The 24236-nt window shown below is 68.1% G+C and carries 24 protein-coding genes and 1 tRNA gene; 12 read left to right on the top strand and 13 right to left on the bottom strand.

The window, feature by feature from the left end; all coding sequences use genetic code 11:
- Positions 1-56 precede the first annotated feature (56 nt).
- Positions 57-1064, bottom strand: a complete 1008-nt coding sequence (locus ABOZ73_RS16700; RefSeq protein ID WP_369062567.1) for a LacI family DNA-binding transcriptional regulator — start codon at positions 1062-1064, stop codon at positions 57-59.
- 219 nt (positions 1065-1283) lie between these two features.
- On the opposite strand from ABOZ73_RS16700, the gene ABOZ73_RS16695 reads away from it, so the two are divergent.
- The 4 genes from ABOZ73_RS16695 (at position 1284) to ABOZ73_RS16680 (ending at position 6468) form a co-directional block, all read left to right on the top strand.
- Complete coding sequence (locus ABOZ73_RS16695) at positions 1284-2792, top strand: UxaA family hydrolase (protein ID WP_369059244.1); 1509 nt, start codon at positions 1284-1286, stop codon at positions 2790-2792.
- The gene (locus ABOZ73_RS16690) at positions 2789-4213 is read left to right on the top strand and encodes a mannitol dehydrogenase family protein (RefSeq protein ID WP_369059243.1); all 1425 of its coding nucleotides are present in this window, start codon (positions 2789-2791) and stop codon (positions 4211-4213) included. The genes ABOZ73_RS16695 and ABOZ73_RS16690 overlap by 4 nt, the downstream gene beginning before the upstream one ends.
- A gap of 192 nt (positions 4214-4405) precedes the next feature.
- The gene (locus ABOZ73_RS16685; protein ID WP_369059242.1) at positions 4406-5116 is read left to right on the top strand and encodes a 2-keto-4-pentenoate hydratase; all 711 of its coding nucleotides are present in this window, start codon (positions 4406-4408) and stop codon (positions 5114-5116) included.
- A 62-nt stretch (positions 5117-5178) separates the two neighbouring features.
- Complete coding sequence (locus ABOZ73_RS16680; RefSeq protein WP_369059241.1) at positions 5179-6468, top strand: MFS transporter; 1290 nt, start codon at positions 5179-5181, stop codon at positions 6466-6468.
- 76 nt (positions 6469-6544) lie between these two features.
- On the opposite strand, the gene ABOZ73_RS16675 is transcribed toward ABOZ73_RS16680, so the two are convergent.
- The 3 genes from ABOZ73_RS16675 to panB all read right to left on the bottom strand — a co-directional run bounded on the left by ABOZ73_RS16675 (position 6545) and on the right by panB (position 9245).
- The gene (locus ABOZ73_RS16675) at positions 6545-7477 is read right to left on the bottom strand and encodes an alpha/beta hydrolase (protein ID WP_369059240.1); all 933 of its coding nucleotides are present in this window, start codon (positions 7475-7477) and stop codon (positions 6545-6547) included.
- A 65-nt stretch (positions 7478-7542) separates the two neighbouring features.
- The gene (gene panC / locus ABOZ73_RS16670) at positions 7543-8394 is read right to left on the bottom strand and encodes a pantoate--beta-alanine ligase (protein WP_369059239.1); all 852 of its coding nucleotides are present in this window, start codon (positions 8392-8394) and stop codon (positions 7543-7545) included.
- Positions 8394-9245, bottom strand: a complete 852-nt coding sequence (gene panB, locus ABOZ73_RS16665) for a 3-methyl-2-oxobutanoate hydroxymethyltransferase (protein WP_369059238.1) — start codon at positions 9243-9245, stop codon at positions 8394-8396. The genes panC and panB overlap by 1 nt, the downstream gene beginning before the upstream one ends.
- Before the next feature lie 105 nt (positions 9246-9350).
- Here panB and panD point away from each other — a divergent pair, with 105 nt between their 5' ends.
- A complete protein-coding gene (gene panD / locus ABOZ73_RS16660; RefSeq protein WP_369059237.1) occupies positions 9351-9719 on the top strand; it encodes an aspartate 1-decarboxylase in 369 nt (122 codons plus the stop codon).
- A 10-nt stretch (positions 9720-9729) separates the two neighbouring features.
- Here the strand turns inward: panD and ABOZ73_RS16655 are convergent, their stop codons facing one another.
- Positions 9730-9927: a hypothetical protein gene (locus ABOZ73_RS16655; RefSeq protein ID WP_369059236.1), complete on the bottom strand. Its 198-nt coding sequence runs from the start codon at positions 9925-9927 to the stop codon at positions 9730-9732.
- A 131-nt stretch (positions 9928-10058) separates the two neighbouring features.
- On the opposite strand from ABOZ73_RS16655, the gene ABOZ73_RS16650 reads away from it, so the two are divergent.
- From ABOZ73_RS16650 to ABOZ73_RS16640, 3 genes are all read left to right on the top strand, one after another.
- Positions 10059-10133: transfer RNA gene (locus ABOZ73_RS16650), tRNA-Lys, on the top strand.
- Positions 10134-10217: 84 nt separating this feature from the next.
- A complete protein-coding gene (locus ABOZ73_RS16645; RefSeq protein ID WP_369059235.1) occupies positions 10218-10799 on the top strand; it encodes a hypothetical protein in 582 nt (193 codons plus the stop codon).
- A gap of 75 nt (positions 10800-10874) precedes the next feature.
- Entirely contained in the window at positions 10875-11468 is a 594-nt protein-coding gene (locus tag ABOZ73_RS16640; RefSeq protein ID WP_369059234.1) for a hypothetical protein, read from the top strand.
- Here ABOZ73_RS16640 and tgt read toward each other — a convergent pair.
- Both tgt and queA read right to left on the bottom strand, forming a co-directional pair.
- Positions 11465-12589, bottom strand: a complete 1125-nt coding sequence (gene tgt / locus ABOZ73_RS16635; RefSeq protein ID WP_369059233.1) for a tRNA guanosine(34) transglycosylase Tgt — start codon at positions 12587-12589, stop codon at positions 11465-11467. The two genes, ABOZ73_RS16640 and tgt, sit on opposite strands and share 4 nt — an antisense overlap.
- Positions 12589-13665, bottom strand: a complete 1077-nt coding sequence (gene queA / locus ABOZ73_RS16630; RefSeq protein WP_369059232.1) for a tRNA preQ1(34) S-adenosylmethionine ribosyltransferase-isomerase QueA — start codon at positions 13663-13665, stop codon at positions 12589-12591. The genes tgt and queA overlap by 1 nt, the downstream gene beginning before the upstream one ends.
- Before the next feature lie 104 nt (positions 13666-13769).
- Here queA and ABOZ73_RS16625 point away from each other — a divergent pair, with 104 nt between their 5' ends.
- Positions 13770-14789: an endonuclease/exonuclease/phosphatase family protein gene (locus ABOZ73_RS16625; protein WP_369059231.1), complete on the top strand. Its 1020-nt coding sequence runs from the start codon at positions 13770-13772 to the stop codon at positions 14787-14789.
- On the opposite strand, the gene ABOZ73_RS16620 is transcribed toward ABOZ73_RS16625, so the two are convergent.
- Genes ABOZ73_RS16620 through gyrA form a run of 4 tightly spaced genes read right to left on the bottom strand, consistent with a single transcriptional unit; the run spans position 14786 to position 19286 of the window.
- Positions 14786-15253, bottom strand: a complete 468-nt coding sequence (locus ABOZ73_RS16620; protein WP_369059230.1) for a peptidylprolyl isomerase — start codon at positions 15251-15253, stop codon at positions 14786-14788. The genes ABOZ73_RS16625 and ABOZ73_RS16620 overlap by 4 nt on opposite strands.
- A gap of 9 nt (positions 15254-15262) precedes the next feature.
- Positions 15263-16087: a peptidylprolyl isomerase gene (locus tag ABOZ73_RS16615; RefSeq protein ID WP_369059229.1), complete on the bottom strand. Its 825-nt coding sequence runs from the start codon at positions 16085-16087 to the stop codon at positions 15263-15265.
- 23 nt (positions 16088-16110) lie between these two features.
- Positions 16111-16605, bottom strand: coding sequence for a pantetheine-phosphate adenylyltransferase (gene coaD / locus ABOZ73_RS16610; protein ID WP_369059228.1), 495 nt, complete (start codon positions 16603-16605; stop codon positions 16111-16113).
- Between the two features lie 29 nt (positions 16606-16634).
- Positions 16635-19286, bottom strand: a complete 2652-nt coding sequence (gyrA, locus tag ABOZ73_RS16605) for a DNA gyrase subunit A (protein WP_369062566.1) — start codon at positions 19284-19286, stop codon at positions 16635-16637.
- A 245-nt stretch (positions 19287-19531) separates the two neighbouring features.
- On the opposite strand from gyrA, the gene ABOZ73_RS16600 reads away from it, so the two are divergent.
- A complete protein-coding gene (locus tag ABOZ73_RS16600; protein ID WP_369059227.1) occupies positions 19532-20053 on the top strand; it encodes a superoxide dismutase family protein in 522 nt (173 codons plus the stop codon).
- Between the two features lie 121 nt (positions 20054-20174).
- Here ABOZ73_RS16600 and ABOZ73_RS16595 read toward each other — a convergent pair whose 3' ends face one another.
- Positions 20175-21371 carry an adenosylmethionine--8-amino-7-oxononanoate transaminase gene (locus ABOZ73_RS16595; RefSeq protein WP_369062565.1) on the bottom strand — a complete coding sequence of 399 codons (1197 nt, stop codon included), beginning with the start codon at positions 21369-21371 and terminating at the stop codon, positions 20175-20177.
- A gap of 136 nt (positions 21372-21507) precedes the next feature.
- Here ABOZ73_RS16595 and bioF point away from each other — a divergent pair, with 136 nt between their 5' ends.
- Together bioF and bioD are read left to right on the top strand one after the other, a co-directional pair.
- Entirely contained in the window at positions 21508-22668 is a 1161-nt protein-coding gene (gene bioF / locus ABOZ73_RS16590; protein WP_369059226.1) for an 8-amino-7-oxononanoate synthase, read from the top strand.
- On the top strand, positions 22665-23324 hold the full coding sequence (bioD, locus tag ABOZ73_RS16585) for a dethiobiotin synthase (protein ID WP_369059225.1): 660 nt from the start codon (positions 22665-22667) through the stop codon (positions 23322-23324). Before bioF ends, bioD begins: the two co-directional genes overlap by 4 nt.
- Here bioD and ABOZ73_RS16580 read toward each other — a convergent pair.
- Entirely contained in the window at positions 23301-24215 is a 915-nt protein-coding gene (locus ABOZ73_RS16580; RefSeq protein ID WP_369059224.1) for a DMT family transporter, read from the bottom strand. The two genes, bioD and ABOZ73_RS16580, sit on opposite strands and share 24 nt — an antisense overlap.
- Positions 24216-24236 lie beyond the last annotated feature (21 nt).

Genomic DNA, 24236 nt, shown 5'->3' with positions numbered 1-24236 from the left:
GTGCCCGTTCTGCGGGCGTGGTAACCGGTGTCATAGATTGAAGCAAGCTTGAGGGCTCACTTACTGGGCGGCGGTCCCGAAGACTCGCGCACGACGAGCGACGGGGCAATACGTTCCGGCTCCGCCTTCAGCTCGCGCGGCTCCTGGCCGCCGGCGATCAGCTTCAGGGCGGCCATCCGGCCCACCTCCCGGGTGGGGATGCGGATGGTGGTCAGCGGCGGCCAGACGCGGGAGGCGATTTGGAAGTCGTCGAAGCCGACCACGGTCAGGTCGGCGGGCACGTTCAGCCCAGCGCGGCGGGCGGCCTGCAAGGCGCCGGCGGCCATTTCGTCGTTCCCGCAGAAGATGGCGGTCGGACGCGGACTGAGCTTCAGCAGCTCCTCGGCCGCCGTCAGGCCGGTCTCGAAGGTATAGGCCGCGTTGGCCACATAGGTCGGATCAAGCTTGATCCCCGCGTCGGCCAGGCCGTCCTCGAAACCGCCGCGGCGTTCGTGGGACGACCGGAAGGTGTCGGGACCGGAGATGAAGGCGATGCGGACGTGGCCCAGATCGGTAATGTGCTTGGCGGCATGGTGCGCGCCCAGCCGGTCGCGGCCGACGATCATGCGCTCCGCGTCGTCCACCGGCACCGAGGCGATGCGGATGTACTCGCAACCGATCTCGCGCAGCAGCCGCCCCACCCGCTCGTCTTCCGAGACGGACGGCGTGACCACAACCCCGTACAGGCGCTGGCGCTCGATGAAGGTTCGCAGGTCGGTCAGGAAGTGCGGGCTGGCGCGGTCGCACGGATGCACCACCAGCTCGAAGCCGGAGCCCTTCATGCCGTCCAGCAGGCCCTGCTGCATGTTCACGACGTACTGCGGGTTGGGGTTGTCGTAGATCATGCCGATCAGGAACGACCGGCGGAACGCCAGGCCGCGGGCCTGGGGATCGGGCTCGTAGCCATGCTCGGCGATCACCGCCTCGATCCGCTCGCGCGTCTCGTCGCGCACGGAGGGAGACTGGTTGATGACCCGCGACACCGTCTTCTTCGACACGCCGGCCAGCCGCGCGATGTCGTTGATCGTCGGGCGCCTCCGGCTGGAATCCCCCTCGAGGTTCGGGCCGTCAGGCGAATGATCGTCAGGCGTTTTGGAAGCGGTCACAGCGATCCGATCGACGTGGTGTAGTTCTGTTTTCTTAGCCTGATCGCACGTCCGACTACAAACGATGTCGAGAAAGCGCTATTGTGGATAATGACACCGGTTACCTAAACCCAAGAACACGGTGCGTAGGGACAGGAAATGGCGTCCGACACCACTCAGGCCGAGCATGTGATTCACCACGTGGACCCCCGCGACCATGTCGCGACGGCTCTGCGTGACCTCGTTTCGGGCGAGACGGTCAGTATCGACGGCCAGTCGATCACGGTCCGCGCCGACATCCCCAAGGGCCATAAGATCGCCGTGCGCGACGCCGCCGTCGGCGAAGACGTCTGCAAGTACGGCTGGCCCATCGGCCGGGCGACGCACGCCATCGCTGTCGGCGACCACGTCCACGTCCACAATGTCGAGACCAAGCTGTCCGACGTGGAGACCTACACCTACGAGCCCTCGGTCGACGCCATCGGCCACGATCTGGCGGCCGGGACCTTCATGGGCTACCGCCGCAAGAACGGCCGGGTCGGCACCCGCAACGAGATCTGGGTCCTCTGCACCGTCGGCTGCGTAGCCAACACAGCCCGCCGCATCGCCGAAAAGGCCGCCGTCCGCTTCGCCGGCCGCATCGACGGCGTCCACGCCTTCCCCCACCCGTTCGGCTGCTCGCAGCTGGGCGGCGACCTGGACCACACCCGCAAGCTGATCGCCAGCCTGGCCGCGCACCCCAACGCCGGCGGCGTCCTGATCCTCGGACTGGGCTGCGAGAACAACCAGCTGTCGAAGCTGCTTGAGACGGCCCCCGACATCGATCGCGATCGCCTGCGCTACTTCACCACCCAGAACGTCGCCGACGAACAGGAAGACGGCCTCGCCGCCGTCGAGGAACTGGTCGCCCTGGTCGAGAAGGACCAGCGCGAGCCGTGCCCGGTCTCCGATCTCGTGGTCGGCCTGAAGTGCGGCGGCTCGGACGGCTTCTCCGGCGTCACCGCCAATCCCCTGGTCGGTCGCATCGCCGACAAGGTGGCCGACGCCGGCGGCACGCCGGTCCTGACCGAAATCCCCGAGGTGTTCGGCGCCGAGCGCATCCTGATGGCCCGCGCCGCCAACCAGGGCGTGTTCCAGGACCTCGTTTCGGTGGTCAACGACTTCAAGCAGTACTTCATCGACAATCACCAGCCGATCTACGAGAACCCCTCCCCCGGCAACATCGCCGGCGGCATCACCACGCTGGAGGAAAAGTCCCTCGGCGCCGTGCAGAAGGGCGGCCGCGCCCAGGTGGTCAACGTCATCCGCTATGGCGAGAAGATCGGTCCCCACGGCCTGACCGTGCTGGAAGCGCCCGGCAACGACGCGGTGTCCTCCACCGCCCTGACCGCCGCCGGCGCCACGGTGATCCTCTTCACCACCGGCCGCGGCACGCCGCTCGGCTTCCCCGCCCCCACCCTGAAGATCGCCTCCAACAGCGGTCTGGCGGGGCGCAAGCCGGGCTGGATCGATTTCGACGCCGGCGTGGTGCTGGAAGAAAAGTCCATGGACGAAGCCGCCGACGACCTGATGGCGCTGGTCGTCGAGACCGCCTCGGGCAAGGCGACCAAGGCTGAAATCAACGGCGAGCGCGAGATCGCCATCTGGAAGCAGGGCGTTACCCTTTGACGAAACTTCTCCTGTCCACCCTGTCCGAAGCCTCGGCCAAGGTGCTGCAACCTGCCTATGACCCGGCCGCCGTCGATATCGGCGTGGTCCATTTCGGCCCCGGCGCGTTCCACCGCGCACACCAGGCCTTCTATTTCGACGCGCTCCTGGCCAAGGATCCGCGCTGGGGGATCAGCGGCGTTTCCCTGAAGAGCCCCGGCGTCCGCGACGCCCTGGCCCCGCAGGAAGGCCTCTATGTCCTGGCCCAGCTGGACGCCGAGACCACCTTCCGCGTCATCGGCGCCATCCGCGAGACCCTGGTCGCGTCGGAAAATCCCGACGCCGTCTTCGCCCGCCTCGCCGCTCCGACGACCAAGGTCGTCACCATGACCGTCACGGAAAAGGGCTACTGCCTAGGCGGCGACGGCAAGCTGGACCTGTCAAACACCGACATCGCCCACGATCTGGCCGCGCCGCAGCGCCCCGACAGCGTCATCGGCTACGTCGTCGAAGGGCTGCGCCGCCGCCGTGAAGCCGGCCTCGCCCCCTTCACCATCATCAGCTGCGACAACCTCGCCGACAACGGCCACAAGCTGCGCGACGCGGTCGTCGCCTTCGCCGGCAAGCTGGACGCCGGCCTGGGTGAATGGATCGCGACGAACACCGCCTTCCCGCGCACCATGGTCGACAGCATCACTCCGGCCACCGATGACGCCCTGCGCGCTCGGGTCGCCGCCGAGACGGGCTTTGACGACGCCTGGCCGATCCAGCGTGAAGCCTTCGTCCAATGGGTGGTCGAGGACGTCCTGCCCGCCGACGCGCCGGACCTGGCCTCGGTCGGCGTGACCCTGACCAACGACGTCGCCGCCTTCGAGGGCGCCAAGCTGCGCCTGCTGAACGGCGCGCACTCGACCCTGGCCTATGTCGGCTCGCTGAAGGGCTACGAGACCGTGGGCGACGCCATGGCCGACGCCGAACTGGCCGGCTTCGTGCGCAGCATGATGCTGGAGGACATCGCCCCCAGCCTCAGCACCCCGCCCGGCCTCGACATCCCGACCTATGTGGAGGCGATCCTCGGCCGTTTCCGCAACCCGGAGATTCGCCACCTGCTGTCGCAGATCGCCTGGGACGGCTCCAAGAAGCTGCCGTTCCGGATTCTGGAGACCACGGCCGAAGCCCTGGAAGCCGGCCGTCCGGTCGACCGCCTGGCCGTTCCGATCGCCGCCTGGATGGCCTTCGTCGCCGCCCGCGCCAAGGCCGGAACGCCGCTGGTCGATCCGCTCGCCGACAAGCTGGCCGCCCTTGGCAACGCCGCGACCGGCGCGCCGCAGGACGTGGACGCCTTCCTCGGCCTGACCGAGATCTTCCCGGCCTCGCTGGCCGCGAACCCCATCTATGCAGCCGCCGTGAAGGCGGCCTATGCACAGCTTTCGCTAGGGTGACGGTTGAATTGTCAATGACACCGGTTTCCCCTACACACACCGACAATCAACAATCCTCAGGGAACAGGGAGCGTAACGGAGTGGACGCAGTACGGACCGAAACGGTCGCCTCGACGATCGCCAAGAACTCTTGTAGAGGCGCGTCTGTCCGCCACCGCCCTCCCCGGCTACCCCGGCGAGAGGCCGGCGACCATGGATGACGCCTACGCCATCCAGGACATCGCCATCGGGCTCTACCCGGCCGAAGTCGGCGGCTGGAAGGTCGGGCTCATCGCCCCGGCGCTGCGCGCCGAGCTGGGCGCCGAGCGTCTGGCCGGCCCGGTGTTCAAGAACAACATCTGGACCATCGGCGCGGGCGAAACCTTCCCCCTGCCGGTGATCCCCAACGGCTTCGCCGCCGCCGAGGCCGAATTCATCGTGCGCGTCGCCAAGGACGCCCCGGCCGACAAGGTCGACTGGTCCTATGAGGACGCCGAGGAATATGTCGGCGCGATCCATATCGGCTTCGAACTGGCCGGCAGCCCCCTGCCCGACATCAACGGCATGGGCCCGCGCGTCGTCGCCTCGGACTTCGGCAACAACGCCGGTCTGATCGTTGGTCCGGAGATCAAGGACTGGCGCGAAAAGGGCTGGGAGAACATGCCCTGCGAAACCTGGATCGACGACAAGCTGATCGGTTCGGGCACGGCCGCCAGCATTCCGGGCAGCCCGGTCGAGGCTTTCCGCTTCCTGATCGAGAACTGCGCCCGTCGCGGTCACCCGCTGAAGGCCGGCGATCTGATCACCACCGGGGCCGCCACCGGCGTCCACGAGATCTTCCTCGGACAATCGACTGTTGTGCGCTTCGGCGAGTACGGCGAGATTGCCTGCAGCACGGTCAAGGCTGAGCCGGCCGCGGCCTAACGCAGAATATCAGGGATGAACGGCGCTCCCTGTCCCGGGAACGCCAGGGACAGGCAGAGAATATGAGCGATGCAAAAGCGGGAGGCGTGACGCCTCCCCCCGTCTCCGAAAGAATTACGAAGTTCCGTTGGGTGATCGTGAGCCTCCTGTTTGTGGCCATGATCATCAACTACGTGGACCGGCAGACCATCGGCCTTCTGAAGGCCGACCTGTCTCGGGAGTTCAGCTGGTCGGAAACCGACTATGCCGACACCGTCTTCTGGTTCCAGGCGTCCTACGCCATCGCCTACCTCATCTGGGGTCGGGTGATCGACAAGATCGGGGCCCGCTACGGCTTCGCCATCGCCTTCGCGATCTGGCAAGTGGCGCACATCGCCCACGCCGGCGCGCGCGGCCTGACCGGCTTCATCTTCGCCCGCATCGCGCTGGGCGCCGGTGAAGGCGGCGGCTTCCCGGGCGGCATCAAGGCCGTGGCCGAGTGGTTCCCCAAGAAGGAACGCGCCTTCGCCACCGGCCTGTTCAACGCCGGCACCAACATCGGCGCCATCGTCACCCCGCTGGTCGTGCCCGTCGTGGCCCTGACCTGGGGGTGGCAGATGGCCTTCATCGTGACCGGCGTCGCTGGTCTGGTGTGGCTGCCGATCTGGCTGCTGGTCTATCGCAGCCCGCAAGAGCACAAGCGCGTCTCGCCGGGCGAACTGGCCCACATCACCCAGGACCCGGCCGACCCGGTCGAGAAGATCGGCTGGTCCAAGATCCTGACGAAGCGCGAGACCTGGGCCTTCGCCCTCGGCAAGTTCCTGATCGATCCGGTCTGGTGGATGTTCCTCTTCTGGCTCCCGGATTTCCTGGGCAAGCGCCACGGCCTGGACCTGAAGAGCTTCGGCCCGCCGCTGATCGCCATCTACCTGCTGTCGGACGTCGGCAGCGTCGGCGGCGGCTGGATGTCGTCCAAGTTCATGAACATGGGCTGGAGCATCAACAAGGCCCGCAAGATCACCATGCTGATCTGCGCCCTGCTGGCCGTGCCGGTGGCCTTCGCCGCCAATGTCGACAACCTCTGGGTCGCCGTGCTGATCATCGGCATCGCCACCGCGGCTCACCAGGGCTTCTCGGCCAACCTCTACACCCTGCCGGGCGACGTGTTCCCCCGCGGGGCGGTGGGTTCGGTGGTCGGCATCGGCGGCATGCTGGGCGCCTTCGGCGGCATGGCCATGGCCAAGTACGCCGGATACGTCTTGGAGAAGATCGGCACCTACACGCCGATCTTCATCCTGGCGGCCTCGGCCTATCTGATCGCCCTGGCCGTGGTTCACCTGCTCATGCCGAAGATGGATCCGGTCAAGGTCTGATCGGTCCGGGGCGACGGCCTGAAATACAGCGGCGGCGCTCTCCGGAGCGCCGCCGTTTTTCATTGAGCTATTGGGGCTATCGCGCCGGCAGGATGGTCATCAGCCCCCGCGCGAAGCCGGACGGCGCCACGGTCAGGTGATCCTCGCCCGGCAGCACGTCCGAGCTGATGCTCAGCCCCGAATAGCCCCGCCCCTTCACCGTCCGCTCGAACAGCTTCATGTCCTCGACCAGATCGGCGTCGCTGTTGTAGCGGTCGTCCCCGGCCTTTATCGTCTCGTAGCCGCCCACGTACATGAACACCCGCGCCGGCAGATCCTTGTGCGTCCTGGCGTACTCGGCCTCGACCTTCAGCATGTGCTTCTTGTCAAACCAGAAGGACGGGCTGCCCAGGATGTAGCCGTCGAACAGCTCCGGCTCGTTCAGCAGGAACTCCGCGCCCAGCAGCCCCCCATAGGAGTGGCCCAGGATCGTCCGCCTGCCCGGATCGGCCCGGAATTTCTGCTCCACGAACGGCAGCACCTGCTCGCGGATGTACCGGCGATAGGCGGCGCTGCCGCCATGCACCGCATCCGGCGGCGAGCTGCTCGGACCATTGCGCGTCGGCGTGTAGTCGCGGCGGCGGCTTTGCGAGCCGCTGTCGCCCTCGGCGTAGGACAGGCCCACCAGGATGAAGTCGTCCACCTTCGGCCGGTCCAAGTTCAGCCGCCGCGCCATCGAGCGGATCACCGGGAACGCATAGTCGGCGTCGGTGACATAGAGCACTGGATAGCGCCGCTGCGCGTCGAACTCATAGGAAGCCGGCAGGCTGACGAAGACCTGATACTTCCGGCCGGAGACCGGATCAGGCACGTCCCAGACCTGGGTGCCCGTCAGGACATAGGGCGCGCCGTTCCCGGCCTGCGCAGTGGTCACCGCCGGCGTCTGCGTCGTCCGAACCGCGCTGTTCTCGGTCTTGCCGCACCCCGAGACGGCGATCGCCGCCGTCGCCGCCAGAACCATCAACCGCATGCATTCTCTCCCCTAGAGCTTCACCATAGAAGGCTTCGCGGAGGAATGTGGCGGGGGCTGGGCGGCTACTTTCGGCCCTTGGGCACGGCGATGACCAGATTGTCGATAAGCCGGGTCTTGCCGAACCGCACGGCCATGGACGCCAGCACTTCGCCCGACAGGCGGTCCTCGACCTCCCGCAGGGTGCGGTTGTCGGCCAGACTGACATAGTCGACCTCGGCCGAGGGCTCCTCGGCGATGGTCCGGCGCATGGCCTCGCGCACCGCCTCGGCCTTGCGCTCTCCGCGCTCCACCAGGATGCGGGCCAGGGTCAGGGCGCGGAACAGCACCCGCGCCGACTGGCGGTCGGCCAGGGACAGGTAGACGTTGCGGCTGCTCATGGCCAAGCCGTCAGGCTCGCGCACCGTGGGGCAGATCACGATCTCCGAAGGGATCGACAGGTCCAGGGCCAGCTTGCGGATCACCGCCGCCTGCTGGGCGTCCTTCTGGCCGAAATAGGCGCGGGTCGGCTGGACGATGTTCAGCAGCTTGGCCACCACCGTCGCCACGCCGTTGAAGTGGCCAGGACGCGAGCCGCCCTCCAGCCCCTCGCTGACGCCGCCCACCGTGATGCTGGTGTCGAAGCCTTCGGGGTACATCTCCGCCGGCTCGGGCGTGAACACCAGATCGACCCCGGCCGCCTCCAGCAGCAACAGGTCGCGCGGCAGGTCGCGGGGATAGCGCGACAGGTCCTCGTTCGGGCCGAACTGGGTCGGGTTGACGAAGATGCTGGCCGCCGCGGCCCCGCACTCTTCCTTGGCCCGCTTCATCAGGCTGATATGGCCCTCGTGCAGGTAGCCCATGGTCGGGGCGAAGCCGAGGTCGCCCAGACGCGCGCGCTCGGCCCGGAACTCAGCGATGGTGGCGACGACCTTCATCACGCGCCCTTCAGGGCTTCAGCCAACTCGGCGGGGTCGATCTTGCTGCTGTTGGCGTCGGTCGGGAACACGCCGCCCTGCACCTCTTCGGCATAGGCGCGCACCGCGCCCTCGATGGCCGCGCCGACGTCGGCGAACTGCTTGGCGTGGCGGGGCGGCTTGTCGCCGTACAGGCCCAGCAGATCGTGCCACACCTGCACCTGACCGTCGCAGCCGGCGCCCGCGCCGATGCCGATGGTCGGAATGCTCAGGCGCTTGGTGATCTCGGCCGCCAGGGCCGCCGGGGCCAGTTCGATGACGATGGCGAAGGCGCCCGCCGCCTGCAGGGCCAGGGCGTCGTCCAGCATGCGCCGCGCGTCGGCGGCGGCCTTGCCCTGCACCTTCAGGCCGATCTGGTTCACCGACTGCGGCGTGAAGCCGATATGGCCCATGACCGGGACGCCCAGGTCCACCAGCTTGCGGACGATGGGCGCGATCGACGCGCCGCCCTCCAGCTTCACCCCCGCGACGCCGGCTTCCTGCAGCAGGCGGCCAGCCGAACGCACCGCCGATGCCTCGTCTGCGTAGCTCAGGAACGGCAGGTCGGCCAGGACCAGCGCCCTGCCCGCCCCGCGCATCACCGCGGCGGCGTGGCGCACCATGTCGTCCACCGTCACCGGCAGGGTCGTGCCGTGGCCATGGACCACCATGCCCAGGCTGTCGCCCACCAGCAGCACTGGAACGCCCGCCCGCTCGGCCAGGATCGCCGAGGTGTAGTCATAGGCCGTCAGCATGGCGATCTTCTCGCCCCGGGCCTTCATGGCGGCCAGGTCGAGGGTCGTCACGGACTTCTGCGAAATCGTCGCGGACATAGGTTATCACACGTAAGCTGACAAAGCGGGTCGAGGTCCCTATATCACGCGCCAAGACGGCGCCCACACGAACCGTCACCCGCAGGTCGAGATAGAGAGTTGTGCATGCGCGTCCTGATGCGCTCGAAAATCCATAACGCCACGGTCACCGAGGCCAACCTGGCCTATGTCGGGTCGATCACCATCGACCAAGACCTGCTGGACCATGTGGACCTGTGGGCGGGCGAAAAGGTGCTGGTCGTCTCCAACACCAGCGGCGCGCGCCTCGAGACCTACGTCATCGCCGGCCCGCGCGGTTCGGGCTGCATCTGCGTGAACGGCGCCGCCGCCCACCTGATCGGCGAGGGCGAGCAGGTCATCATCATCGCCTTCGAGATCACCGACAAGCCGGTGGAGCCGAAGGTCATCCTGGTCGACGAGAAGAACCGCTTCGTGCGGTCGCTGGTCGAGGAGCCCTCGACCGTCATCGCCTAGAGGCGATTCCCTAGTTCTGCGGCTGCGCCGGGCTTTGCTCGCGCGGGGCTTCCTGGCCGCCGGCCGGGCTGGTGGCGGCGATCTGGCCGCCGGATTGGTGGCCCGGGCCGCTCATGCCGAAATAGGCGATCGCGCCGACGATCAGCACGCCGACCACGCCCAGGATCACCCAGCCGCGCTTCACCGAACCTTGCATCTTCTCAGCCATTGGCGATCTCCTTTGCGGGGAAAACCAGGGCTGGCGGGCTTGGTTCCAAATCGACGACTTCCGCCCTTGCGGCGAAGCATCCCCCCGACTATGGTCCGCGCCGCTTCGACCGGCGCCCCGCGCCAACGAGCGGGCCGGTAGCTCAGTGGTAGAGCATTCGACTTTTAATCGAATGGTCGTGAGTTCGAACCTCACCCGGCCTACCAATCTTCGTGAACCTCGCGGATCATCCCCGGCCCACACGCGGCGTGTAGTGGCTTGATCATCATCCCTGGTTCAAACTCCGGCCCATGAAGTTCGATCGCCCCGTCTACTGGCTCTATGCCGGCGTCATCGCCCTGTTCGTCGTCATGACCGCCTTGCGGCTGCTGGGCGGCGCGGAGAGCTGGGGTTCGGCCGCCGACTGGGCGGCGGCGGGCGCGAGCGTGCTGGTGGTGTTCGTGACCCTTGAGCTGGCCACCGCCGAGCGGCGGACCATCGAGACGCGGCGCAAGGCCGAGCGCCTGAGCATGCTGGATGCGGTCGAGGACGTGGTTCAGGCCGTCATGCGGCACACAGCCGTCATCCGCAACGCGGCCAAGAGCCGTGACCATCGGCATATCCAGCAGATCACGACCTCGGAATTCCGACACAACGACGAGGCGTTAACCGGCCTGTTCTCCATGCCGCCCACCCAGTGGCCGACCGTCGAGCTCTACCGCCGCGCCTTTCAGGTGTCCCTGCATCGTGCTCACCTCATCCGCTCGATGGGCGAGCTTTCGATCCTGGAGCGCGTCGCAGACGCCGACTGGGACGACTTTCAACAGGCTTTGAAGCGCTCCGCCGACGCGGAGCAGAAGTTCACCGACGCCCTCGCCTCCGCCCGGGCCTGAGCGCCGAGATTATACCTTTGTAACGTCACCGTTCCGCCGTTGCCGCACCTTCGCGACGGGCGATATCCTGACGCCATGCGCACGCTCCTCATCACCCTCGCCCTGGCCGTCCCGACGGTCGCCCTCGCCCAGCCCTCGCGTCCCCAGGACGACGACGCGCGCATCAAGACGACCGGCGAGGCCAACAGCGAGAGCATCCAGGGCGCGGCTCAGGCGCCGCTGCGCGATTTCAACGTGGTGCGCACCAAGATCCCGCCGATCCTGCTGGAGGTCATGCACGACCCCTACGAGCGGCCCATGCCGTCTACCTGCCGCCGCATCGCCGATCTGGTCCGCCCCCTGGAAGAGGCCCTGGGCGTCGATCTGGACCAGATTCCGGCCGGCGAGAACGAGGACCTGCTGGATCGCGGCAAGACCATCTCCTACGGCGTCATGGCCGGCGTGGCGTCGAGCTTCATCCCCTTCCGGGGCGGGGTGCGCATGCTGACGGGGGCCGAGCGGCACGACCGGCTGGTGGCGGCGGCCATCACCTCGGGCAATGTCCGCCGCGCCTATCTGAAGGGTCTGGGCGAGGCCAAGGGCTGCAACCCGCCGGCCACCCCGACCCATGTGAAGAGCAGCATCCCTCGCGAGGAGAAGCGCTCGGGACCGAAGTTCCCGATCCGCTAGGCCTTCTTGGCGGCCAGGTGTCGGTCGCGGAAGCTCTTGCGGAACGCCTCGAACCGCCCCTCCTCGATCGCCGCGCGCATGGCGGCGGTCAGGGTCTGGAAGAAGGCGATGTTGTGCCAGGACAGCAGGACCTGGCCCAGGATCTCGTCCGACCGCACCAGGTGGTGCAGATAGGCCTTTGAATAGGCGCTGCTGGCCGGACAGGCGCTGGCCTCGTCCAGGGGCGTGTCGTCCTCGGCGAAGCGGGCGTTCTTCAGGTTGATCGCCCCGTCCCAGGTCCAGGCCTGGCCGTGGCGCCCCGAGCGGGTCGGCAGGACGCAGTCGAACATGTCGACGCCCCGCGCCACCGCCTCGACCAGGTCGATGGGCTTGCCCACCCCCATCAGGTAGCGCGGCCGGTCGGCGGGCAGCATGGCGGGGGCGTAGTCCAGCACCTCGCACATGGCCTCGTGCCCCTCGCCCACGGCGAGACCGCCCAGGGCGTAGCCGTCGAAGCCGATCTCCTGCAGGCGCTCGGCCGACTCCCGGCGCAGATGCTCGAAGGTCGAACCCTGCTGGATGCCGAACAGGGCCTGGCTATCGCGCTGACCGAAGGCGGCCTTGGAGCGCGCGCCCCAGCGGGCGGACAGCAGCAGCGCCTCGCGGGCGCGCTTCTCTTCCGCCGGCCAGGCGACGCATTCGTCCAGCTGCATGACGATGTCGCTGCCCAGCAGGTCGGCCTGGATCTCGATGGACCGTTCCGGCGTCAGGATATGCTTGGAGCCGTCGATGTGGCTGGCGAAGGTCACCGCCTCTTCGGTCACCTTGCTGATGCCCGACAGGCTCATCACCTGGAAACCGCCGCTGTCGGTCAGGATCGGCTTGTCCCAGCGCATGAACTTGTGCAGCCCGCCCAGGCGCTTCACCCGCTCGGCCGTGGGCCGCAGCATCAGGTGATAGGTATTGCCCAGGATGATGTCCGCGCCGGTCTGGGCGACCTGATCCACGGTCAGGGCCTTGACCGTGCCGGCCGTGCCCACGGGCATGAAGGCCGGCGTGCGGATGTCGCCGCGGGGGGTTTTCAGGACGCCCGTGCGGGCCCCGCCGTCGGTCGCTTTCAGTTCAAAGGGAAAGGCTGCCATCAGGCGGCCCGCCATAGCAGGCTGCCGTCGCCATAGGAATAGAAGCGGTATCCGTCGGCGATGGCGTGCTCATAGGCGGCGCGCATGGTGTCCTGCCCGGCGAAGGCGCTGACCAGCATGAACAGGGTCGATTTGGGCAGGTGGAAATTGGTCATCAGCCCGTCGGCGGCGCGGAAGCGGTAGCCGGGCGTGATGAAGATGGCCGTGTCGTCGGCGAAGGGACGGATGACCCCATCCTCCCCCGTCGCGCTTTCCAGCAGGCGCAGGGACGTCGTGCCCACGCAGATGATCCGCCCCCCGGCCGCATGGACCGCGTTCAGGGCGTCGGCGGTCTCGCGCGGCACAACGCCGAACTCGGCGTGCATCTTGTGCTCGGACACCTCGTCGGTCTTCACCGGCAGGAAGGTGCCGGCCCCGACGTGCAGGGTGACGAAGTGGGTGGAGACGCCCCGCTCGCGGATCGCCGCCAGCAGTTCGGGCGTGAAGTGCAGGCCGGCGGTCGGCGCGGCGACGGAGCCGTCCTCGCGCGCATAGACGGTCTGGTAGTCGCTGCGGTCCTGGGCGTCCTCGCCCCGCTTGGCGGCGATATAGGGCGGCAGGGGCATGTCGCCCCGGGTGTTGATCGCCTGGTCCAGGGCCGGTCCCGACAGATCGAAGGCCAGCAGCACCTCGCCGCCGTCGTGCTTCTCCATCACAGTGGCGTCCAGCCGCTCGCCCTCGCAGGCGCGATCCTCGGCCTGTCCGAAGACGACCCGATCACCGACCTTCAGGCGCTTGCCCGGCCGCATGAAGGCGGTCCAGCGGTCGGCGGCCACGCGCTTGTGCAGCGTCGCTTCGACCACGGTGACATTGCCGTCACGCTCCCGCGTGCCCGCCAGACGAGCCGGGATCACCCGGGTGTCGTTGAAGACCAGGGCGTCGCCGGGCTGCAGCAGTCCGGGCAGGTCGCGGACGATCAGGTCCGACATCTCCTCCCCCGGCTGGACCAGCAGCAGGCGCGCGGAATCGCGCGGCTGGGCCGGCCGCAGGGCGATGCGGTCTTCGGGCAGGTCGAAATCGAAATCGGACAGGCGCATTGGGCGCGGTCAAGGCCACGGCGCGAGGATCAGGTCAAGCACAAGGCGCCGGTGAAGACGCCGCAGCAACGCCGCCAAGCTTCCCCAAACGCGCCTGAAATAACGTGCTAGAGGCACGCCGTGAACTCGTTCTGAACCTTGCCCTTCTGCTTCTACGGGCCGGCGCCCTGGCCGTGGCGCTGGGATGCGCGCTGCTGGCGATCGCGGCCCAGGGCGGCCGCTGGTCCGCCACGCTGGACACCGCCGCGCACTTCTCGCCCCTGTGGCTGGTCGGCGGGCTGCTGGCCGCCCTGCTGGGCGCGCTGGTGTCCCGCGGCGAGGAGCGCCGCGCGACCCTGACGGTCGCCGCCACCGCCGTCGTGCTGTCGGCCCTGCAGATGACGCCTGAGCTTTGGGCCCGCGCGACTCAAAAGACGGTCGAGGATCCCAAGGGCGAGACCCTGAAGATCGTCCAGTTCAACGCCTGGGGCGACAACGCGGACCCGGAAGGCTCCGCCCGGTGGGTGATCGCCCAGGACGCCGACATCGTGCTGGTCGAGGAAAGCTATGGCGGCCGTGGACGCTTCCACAAGCTGCTCCGCGAGGCCTATCCCTACCGCACCGGCTGCGCCAGGACGCGCCCCTGCCAGAACCTGATCCTCAGCAAGATGAAGCCGACCGAACAGGGCGACTTCGCCGATCGTCCGGGCGAGCGGAACGGCCGCCCCTTCCTGTCGGTGCTCTACGCCAAGTTCGGGCGTGGCGACGGCGCGTTCACCGCCATGAACGCCCACTACGCCTGGCCATGGCCGGCGGGCTATCAGCAGGAACAGTCCGCCGCCTTGGCCGAGAAGCTGAACGGCTTTGATCGCGACAACCTGATCCTGACCGGGGATTTCAACTCCACCCCTTGGTCCTTCACCCTGCAGCGGCAGGACAAGGCGTTCGGCCTGGAACGGCGCACGCGCGCCATGCCCAGCTGGCCCGCCCGTTTCGAGCGCACCGGCTTCCAGCCGTCATTTCCGATTTTGCCGATTGATCACGTCTACGCCGGCAAGGCCTGGCGGACGGTGAAGGTCGAGCGGGGTCCGAGACTTGGCTCGGACCACCGCCCGGTAGTCGTTACGTTGGTCCGGACGCCTTAGGCGTCAGCGGCGACCTTGAAGCTCAGGATCTTGCCCGGGTTCTGCGGCGGCTCGCCGACCGGCAGAGCGTCCACATTGTCCATGCCTTCGACCACTTCACCCCACACGGTGTATTGACCGTCCAGGAAGGTGACTTCGTCGAAGCAGATGAAGAACTGGCTGTTGGCCGAGTTCGGATCCGGCGTGCGGGCCATGGAGCAGACGCCACGGACGTGCTCGGCGTTGGAGAACTCCGCCTTCAGGTCCGGCTTGTCCGAACCGCCGCGGCCAGTGCCGGTCGGATCGCCGCCTTGGGCCATGAAGCCGGGGATGACGCGGTGGAAGGTCACGCCGTCATAAAAACCCTCGCGGGCCAGTTCCTTGATCCGTGCGACGTGGCCGGGAGCCAGGTCGGGACGGAGGCGGATGACGACAGGACCGCTTTCCAGGGTCATGACGATGGTGTTTTCAGGATCGGTGCTCATATTCCCGCCCTATTTCACTTCTGTGGCGATGTCGACGTCGCATGGTGAAAAATCGGCGCCCCGCGTCGCCTTGACCCGGTCGACTTCGGCCTTGAACCAGGCGCTGCGGGTGTCGATCACGCGGACCGACGGGCGCTCCTTGGCCGGGATATCGGCCAGGACACGCACCTTCTGCATGACGTCCTGCGGCGCGGCGACCGGCTCGCCGGTCTTGATCGAACGTACGGCGTTCAGACCGCTCAGCACCCGGCCAAAGGCGGTGTAGCGCTTGTCCAGCGACGGATAGGCCTGGCGCATGAAGAAGAATTGGCTGTTGGCCGAGTCCGGGTTGTCGCCGCGGGCCATGCCCAGCACGCCCGGGCAGAACATCCCCCAGGCCGAGACCTTTCGGTCGGCGGTCATGACGGCCAAGGCCATGGTCTGGCTCATGGCCGGCATCGCGCCGACGAAGCCCAGCTCCGCGCCGGCCGGCTGGGCCACGGTCGAGAACTGCGAATCCGCGCCGCGCCGCCACGTGAACTCGGCGACGAGGTCGTCCTTTTCGGAACCACCGGTGCCGTCGTCCTTGGGATCCCCCGTCTGGGCCATGAACTGGTCGATGACGCGGAAAAAGCTGCGGCCGTCATAGAAACCGGCGCGGGCCAGTTCGCGGACGCGAACGGCATGGTTCGGGGCGGCCTCGGGCGACAGCTCGGCGATGATCCGGCCCTTGTTGGTGTCGACCACCAGGACATTTTCGGGGTCCGGCGTGCGCCAGTCGGCGGCGCCGGGCTGGGCGAGCGCCGGAGCGGCGACAGCCGCGACAACGGCGGCGAAGGTAAGCGATCGGATCATGTCATTCCTCTGGGAATGGAGACTTAAGGGCGAGCGACCTTGGCCATCAGCTCGTCGCGCACGCCCGGCGGAACAAATTTGGAGACGTCGCCCCCCAGCAGGGCGATCTCCTTGACCAGCCGCGAGGCGATGGCCTGGTGGCGGGGATCGGCCATCAGGAACACCGTCTCGATCTCGCGATCGAGCTGCTGGTTCATGGCCGTCATCTGGAACTCGTATTCGAAGTCGGCCACGGCCCGCAGGCCGCGCACGATGATCTTGGCGCCGACCTCGCGGGCGAAATTCATCAGCAGGCTTTCGAACGGCTGGACCACGATCTCGGTCTTACCGGCGAACTGGGCGGTTTCGCGGCGGATGATCTCCACCCGCTCCTCAAGGGGGAACATCGGCCCCTTGCCGGCATTGACCGCCACGCCGATGACCAGCTTGTCGACCAGCTTCACTGCCCGCCCGATGATGTCCAGGTGACCGTTGGTGATCGGGTCGAAAGTGCCCGGATAGAGACCGACGAAAGACAAACTGAGCCCCCTTAAGCTGCGTGCGCGTCCTACGGGGTCTCGTCCGCCCCGCTTTCCTCTTCGTCGCCGCCAGCGGCTTCCGCCAGACGCTCGACACTCACCACGTGCTCATCGCCCGACTTGCGGAAGATGGTCACGCCCTGGGTGTTTCGCGCTGCAACACGGATCTGGCCGACGGGGCAACGTATCAATTGCCCCGCGTCTGTCACCAGAAGGATTTCATCACTTTCCTCAACCGGGAACGAAGCCGCCAGCCTGCCGCCGCGCTTGGTGATGTCCTGCGCCAGCAGACCCTGGCCGCCACGGCCCGTGCGACGATAGTCGTAGGCGCTGGTCCGCTTGCCGAAGCCCTCGGACGAGACGGTGAGGACGAACTCTTCCGCCGCGCCCAGTTCGGCGAAGCGCTCGACGCTGAGCGAGACGGCGCCGTCGACGCCCTCTTCTTCCTCCTCAGGAGCCGGGGCGGCGTCCGCCTCCCCCTCGCCCGTGGCGGCGCGCAGGGCGTTGGCCTGCTTGAGATAGGCCGTCCGCTCGGCGGGACTGGCGTCCACGCTGCGCAGGATGGCCATGGAGATGACGGTGTCGCCCTCGGCCAGACGCACGCCGCGCACGCCGGTGGATTCACGGCCGGCGAAGACGCGCACTTCGTCCACGGCGAAGCGGATGCAGCGCGCCATGGCGGTGGTCAGCAGGACGTCGTTGTCGGCCGTGCAGAGATTCACGCCCACGATGTGGTCGTTCTCGTCCAGCTTCATGGCGATCTTGCCGTTGCGCCGGATGTCGGCGAAGTCCGACAGCTTGTTGCGGCGCACATTGCCGGACTCGGTGGCGAACATCACGTCCAGCCGATCCCAGGTGGCCTCGTCCTCCGGCAACGGCAGGATGGAGGTGATCTGTTCGCCCGGCTCGATCGGCAGCAGGTTCACGAACGCCTTGCCGCGCGAGGTCGGATTGCCCAGCGGCAGGCGCCAGACCTTCAGCTTGTAGACCTTGCCGCCCGAGGTGAAGAACAGCACCGGCGCGTGGGTCGAGGCCGAAAATACGCGGGTGACCGCATCTTCTTCCTTCGTCGCCATGCCCGAGCGGCCCTTGCCGCCGCGATGCTGCGTCCGGTAGTTCGCCAGCGCGGTGCGCTTGACGTAACCGCCGTGGGTGACGGTGACGACCATCTCCTCGCGGGGGATCAGGTCTTCGTCGTCAACGCCAGCCTCGCCGTCGACGATGGTCGTGCGGCGGGGGATGGCGAAGCGGGTCTTCACCTCGACCAGCTCTTCGCGAACCACGGCCATGATGTTGGCGCGGTCGGACAGCAGTTCCAGATAGCCGCGGATCGCGGTCGCCAGCGTGCCCGCTTCCTCGAAGATTTCGTCACGGCCCAGGCCGGTCAGACGCGAGAGGGTCAGGGCCAAGATGGCGCGGGCCTGTTCGTCGGTCAGGCGGACATTGCCGCCTTCCAGCATGACGGTGCGCGGGTCGGCGATCAGCTCGACCAGCGGGATCATGTCGCCGGCCGGCCAGTTGCGGTCGCACAGACGCTCGCGCGCCTCCGCCGGGTCCTTGGACGAGCGGATGATGTGGATGAACTCGTCGATGTTGGCCACGGCGATGGCCAGACCGACCAAGACGTGGCCGCGATCGCGCGCCTTGCCCAGTTCGAACTTGGTGCGGCGGACGACGACTTCCTCGCGGAAGTCGATGAACGCCGTCAGCATCTCGCGCAGACCCATCTGCTCGGGCCGTCCGCGGTTCAGCGCCAGCATGTTGACCCCGAACGAGGTCTGCAGCGAGGTGTAGCGATAGAGCTGGTTCAGCAGCACGTCGCCCGAGGCTTCGCGCTTCAGCTCGATCACGATGCGCATGCCGTCGCGGTCGCTTTCGTCCCGCAGGTCGGCGACGCCCTCGATCTTCTTGTCGCGCACCATCTCGGCGATGTGCTCGACCAGGCTGGCCTTGTTCACCTGGAACGGGATGGCCGTGATGATGATGGCGTCGCGGCCCTGGCGGATTTCCTCCACCGTCGCGATGCCGCGCATGATGACCGAGCCGCGGCCCGTCTGCAGCGCCTGGCGCGGGCCCGAGCGGCCGATAATCTCGCCGCCGGTCGGGAAGTCCGGCCCCGGCACGATGTCCAGCAGGTCGTCCAGCGCGATGTCGGGCGTGTCGATCATCGCCAGCGCGGCGTCGACGACTTCGCCCAGGTTGTGCGGCGGGATGTTGGTGGCCATGCCGACGGCGATGCCGCCCGCGCCGTTGACCAGCAGGTTTGGAATGCGGGCCGGAAGAACGACCGGCTCCAGTTCCTTGCCGTCGTAGTTCTCCTGGAAGTCGACGGTGTCCTTGTCGATATCGGCCAGCAGCGCCGTGGTCGGCGGCGCCATGCGGCTTTCCGTGTAGCGCATGGCCGCCGGCATATCGCCGTCGATGGAGCCGAAATTGCCCTGACCGTCGATCAGCACCAGGTTCATCGAGAACGGCTGGGCCATGCGGACCATGGCGAAATAGACCGAGGCGTCGCCGTGCGGGTGGAAACGACCCAGCACGTCACCGACCACGCGGGCCGACTTCGAGTACGACTTCTCCGGCGTCATCCCCAGATCGTGCATCGAATAGAAGATGCGCCGATGGACGGGTTTCAGACCGTCGCGCACGTCCGGCAGGGCGCGGCTGACGATCACGCTCATGGCGTAGTCGAGGTACGAGCGCTTCAGCTCGTCTTCGATGGCGATGGGGGCCACGCCCCCACGCAGGGCGGCGTTATCGGTGTCGTCAGTCACTGTGGGGAATGGCCCGGAATCGCTGCGAAATCTGTACCGTCCTTGTTACCATCCCGCCGCCCCACACGCAAAAAAACCAGACACTTTCCGGAACCCCCGCCCCACGGCTAAGGTTGAGAGGTACTCGCATCTCGAAAACCGGAGCCTCCCCCATGCGCCTGCTCGCTCTCGCCGCCGCGACCGCCCTCGTCGCCACCGCCGCTGTCGCCCAGACGCCGCCCTCCGCCGAGATCAAGAATAACGCCGGCGCCGTGGTCGGCTCGGCCACATTCAAGGAAGGTCCCAAGGGCGTCCTGGTGCAGGTGAAGGTCACCGGCCTGACGCCGGGCTGGCACGGCATCCACTTCCACGCCGTGGGCGACTGCTCTGACACGGCCAAGTTCCAGAAGTCGGGCGCCCACATCAATCACGGCGGCGACCACAAGCTGCCGCACGGCCTGCTGAACCCGGCCGGCAACGACTTCGGCGAGCTGCCGAACATCTTCGCCGCCGCCGACGGCGTGGCCGAAGCCCAGCTTTGGACCAGCCTGGTGTCCTGGAGCGGCAAGGACGGCCGCCCCGCCCTGACCGACGCCGACGGCTCGGCCCTGGTCATTCACGCCAACCAGGACGACCACCTCAGCCAGCCGATCGGCGGCGCCGGCGACCGCGTCGCCTGCGCGGTGATCAAGTAGCTACTGGCCGATCCTCCCCCTCAGGGGGAGGTGTCCCAAAGGGACGGAGGGGGCCTGCTGACTCAGCAAAGTCCCCCTCCACCGCTTCGCGGTCCCACTCCCCCAACGGCAAGGATCTTCTTTAGGCCAGCGCCGTACGGATCGCCCTCGTGAGAATCTCAAGCTCCGCGTCGGAGGTCACGAACGCCGGGGTCAGATAGACGATCTTGCCGAACGGCCGGATCCAGGCCCCCTGTTCGACAAAGCGGTCGGTGAGCACGGAAGTGTTCACCGCCTCCTTCATTTCCACCACCCCGATCGCGCCCAGCACGCGGACATCGGCGACGCCGGGCAGGCCGCGACAGGGCTCCAGCCCCTCGGCGAGAGCGGCGGCGATACGCGGCACGTCCGCCTTCCAGCCCCCCGCCTCCAGCAGGTCCAGCGACGCATTGGCCGCCGCGCAAGCCAGCGGATTGGCCATGTAGGTGGGCCCATGCATCAGGGCCGCATCGGCCCGGTCGCTCCAGAACGCCTCGAACAACGTCGACCGCGCCACGGCGGCGGACAGCGGCAGGGTGCCGCCGGTCAACGCCTTGGACAGGGTGACGATGTCGGGAACCACTCCGGCCGCCTCCATGGCGAACAGGGTCCCGGTGCGGCCGAAACCGGTGAATATCTCGTCGAAGATCAGCAGCACGCCATGGCGGTCGGCCAGACGCCGAAGCCGGCGCAGCACTTCGGGCTCATGCATCAGCATGCCGCCCGCCCCCTGGACCAGCGGCTCGACCAGCATGGCGGCGATCTCCCCGCCGCGCTCCGCCAGCAGGGCGTCCAGCGCCGCCTCAGACGCCGTATCCACGGGCAGGTCGCCGATCACCTGCGACGGCATCACCCCGGCGAACAGGGCGTGCATACCCTCCTCCGGATCGCAGACCGTCATCGTGGCCAGGGTGTCGCCGTGATAGCCGCCCCGGAAGGCCAGGAACTTCGACCGCCCCCGCTCGCCCCGGTTCAGATGGGCCTGCACCGCCATCTTCATGGCGATCTCCACCGAGACGGAGCCGCTTTCGGCCAGGAACACGTGATTCAGGTCGCCGGGCAGCAGCCCCGCCAGACGCTGGGCCAGCCGATAACCCGGCTCGTGCGCCAGCCCCCCGAACATCACGTGAGGCATGCGCTCCAGCTGCTCGCGCACGGCGGCGGCGATGTGCGGATGGTTGTAGCCATGGCAGGCCGTCCACCAGGACGCTACGCCGTCGACCAGCTCCCGCCCGTCCTCCAGCACCAGCCGCGCGCCGCGCGTGGCCTTCACCGCCAGGGGCGCGGAAGCGGTCTTCATCTGGCAATAGGGCCGCCAGACGTGGGGCGCGCCAGCGGTGAGCCAGTCGGGCTGGGCGTTGGTCACAGGGAATCTCCATTGCACAGTCGGCGGGCGTTGCTATGCCCTGCGCCCCTTGTTCGCAACGGAGCGGCTCATGGACAGCCTCCAGGCCTTCGCCGAAACCAAGCTCGCCGGGCTCGAAGCCCGCAGCCTGCGCCGCACCCTCAAGCCGACTCACCGGCTCGACGGCGTGTGGGTGGAGCGTGGCGGCCGGCGCCTGCTGTCCTTTTCCTGCAACGACTACCTGAACCTGTCGCACCACCCGGCGGTGAAGGCCGCGGCGCGGGCCGCCGTGGACCTGTACGGCGTCGGCGCCGGCGCATCGCGGCTGGTGACCGGCGACCACCCCCTGCTGTCGGAGCTTGAAGCCCGCCTCGCCCGCCTGAAAGGCACGGAGGCGGCCTGCGTCTTCGGCTCCGGCTATCTGGCCAACACCGGGGTCATCCCCGCCTTCGCCGGCCCGGGCGACCTGATCCTCGTCGACGAACTGGCCCACGCCTGCATCTGGGCCGGCGCCCAGCTATCGGGAGCCGAGATCAAAGCCTTCCCGCACAACGATGTCGCGGCCCTGCGGACGCTGCTGGAGACGCGTCGCGGCGGCTTCCGCCACGTCCTGGTCGCCACCGACGGCGTGTTCTCCATGGACGGCGACCTGGCGCCGCTGGATCAGCTGTCGGCGGTCTGCCGGGAGCATGACGCCTGGCTGCTGAGCGACGACGCCCACGGCGTCGGCGTGGTCGGCGGCGGGCGCGGTTCGGCCCACGCGTTCCCCGGCGCGGAGATCCCGCTGCAGATGGGCACGCTTTCCAAGGCTGTGGGCGGCTACGGCGGCTATCTGTGCGGCTCGAAGGCGGTGATCGACCTGCTGAAGACCCGCGCCCGCACGGTGATCTACGCCACCGGCCTGCCCCCCGCCTCGGCCGCGGGGGCCATCGCCGCCCTGGACATCATCGAGAACGATCCAGAGCTGGTCGCTGCGCCCCTGGCCAAGGCCCGCCTGTTCACCCGCGCCGCCAGCCTACCCGAGGCGACCAGCCCCATCGTCCCGGTGATCATCGGCGAGGCCGCCGCCGCCCTGGACGCCGCGGCCAAGCTGGAGGCCGAGGGCTTTCTCGCCGTCGCCATCCGACCGCCCACCGTGCCGGAGGGCACGGCGCGTCTGCGCCTGGCCTTCACCGCCGCGCATCCGGAGGCCGAGATCCTCCGCCTCGCCGAACTGGTCCGTGGTCTGATCGAGGCGCGGGCGACGGCATGAGCACCCTGTTCGTCACCGCCACTGGCACCGATGTCGGCAAGACCTATGTCGCCTGCGCCGTGATCCGCGCCCTGCGCGCGGCGGGCCGCCCCGTCCGGGCCTTCAAGCCCGTGGTCAGCGGCTTTGATCCCACGGAGGCGGAGGCCAGCGACCCCGGCCGCCTGCGTGCCGCGCTCGGGACCGGCGCGCCGCCGCTGGAAGCGATCGCTCCCCTGCGTTTCGCCGCTCCCCTCTCCCCGCCCCTGGCGGCGCGCATGGAGGGCGTCAGCCTGTCGCTCGATCATCTGGAAACGCTCTGCCGGGACCAGATGGGCGGCGACAGCCTGCTGCTGATCGAAGGCGCCGGCGGGGTGATGTCTCCTCTCACCGACGGTGAGACCAATCTGGACCTGATCGAACGGCTCGGTGCGGCGGTCATCCTGGTCACCGGCAGCTATCTGGGCACGATCAGCCATACCCTGACGGCCATCGAGGTGCTGAGGGCGCGCCGGGTCGCGGTAGCCGCCGTGGTCATGAGCGAAAGCGAGGACGCACCTGATCTGACGGAGACCGCCGCCGGCTTGTCCGCGTTCATTCCGGGTGTTCCGTTGTTCACCGCGCCGCGAGACGCAGGCGGGTGGGATGCGTCAGACCTAGCTGGCGGCCTGAACCTCTAACGCCGCGCGACGCGCCCGGCGGCGCTCGTCGAAGGTGACGATGGCGACCCCGGCCAGGGTCGCCGCGCCGCCGCCGATCAGTTGCACCGTCACCTTGTCGTCCATAAGCAGAATGCCGATGGCGCAGGACACCAGCGGCGTCAGCAGGAAGAACGGCGTCACCCGCGAGGGCTCCCGCCGCTGGACCAGCCAGAACAGCAGGCTCGACGCCCCGATCGACGAGGCCAGCCCCGCGAAGGCGACGCAGGCCCAGGCGAACGGAGAGGCCGACTTCACCTGGGCGACCAGTTGCGGCTCGAACCCGAACGCCGCCCCCAGCAGCACCGGCGCCGCGATCAGGGAGGTGAAGGCCTGCATCTTCAGCGGCCGCACGCTGGGCAGGCGGCGGACCAGTATGGTCGCCAGCGCCCAAAGCCCCGCCGCCACGACGATCAGCACGATGGGCCACAGGTCCCCGGCCGTATGCGGGTCCAGGGTCATCCAGGTCACGCCGACGAAGGCCACCGCCAGGCCCAACACCGCCGGACGCGTCATCCGCTCCCCCAGGATCCGCCAGGCGAACAGGGCGGTGAACGGGATCCAAAGCTGGCTGGCCACCACCAGGGGGCTCAACTGCTCGGCCATGGCGAAGCCGATATAGACGAGGCCGAAATGCAGCGGCCCCGACAACACGACGATCGGACCAAGCTTCTTCAGATCGGGAAAGGGCGGCCGGGCCAGCAGCGGGAACAGCACCGCCAGCGAGACCAGGAAGCGCACGCCGCCCACGAACAGCGGCGGCAGCTCCGCCGTCGCCACCTTGGCCGCGGCGTTGTTCAGTCCCCAGACAATGATGATCGTCGCGATCGCGGCGATTTCAGCAGCTGTGAAGGGCGTCGAGGGGCGGCTCATGGCTCCGGCCCTCCTAGACCG

Source organism: Caulobacter sp. 73W, from assembly GCF_041021955.1.
Classification (GTDB): domain Bacteria; phylum Pseudomonadota; class Alphaproteobacteria; order Caulobacterales; family Caulobacteraceae; genus Caulobacter.
This window is presented reverse-complemented; position numbering and strand designations above follow the sequence as displayed.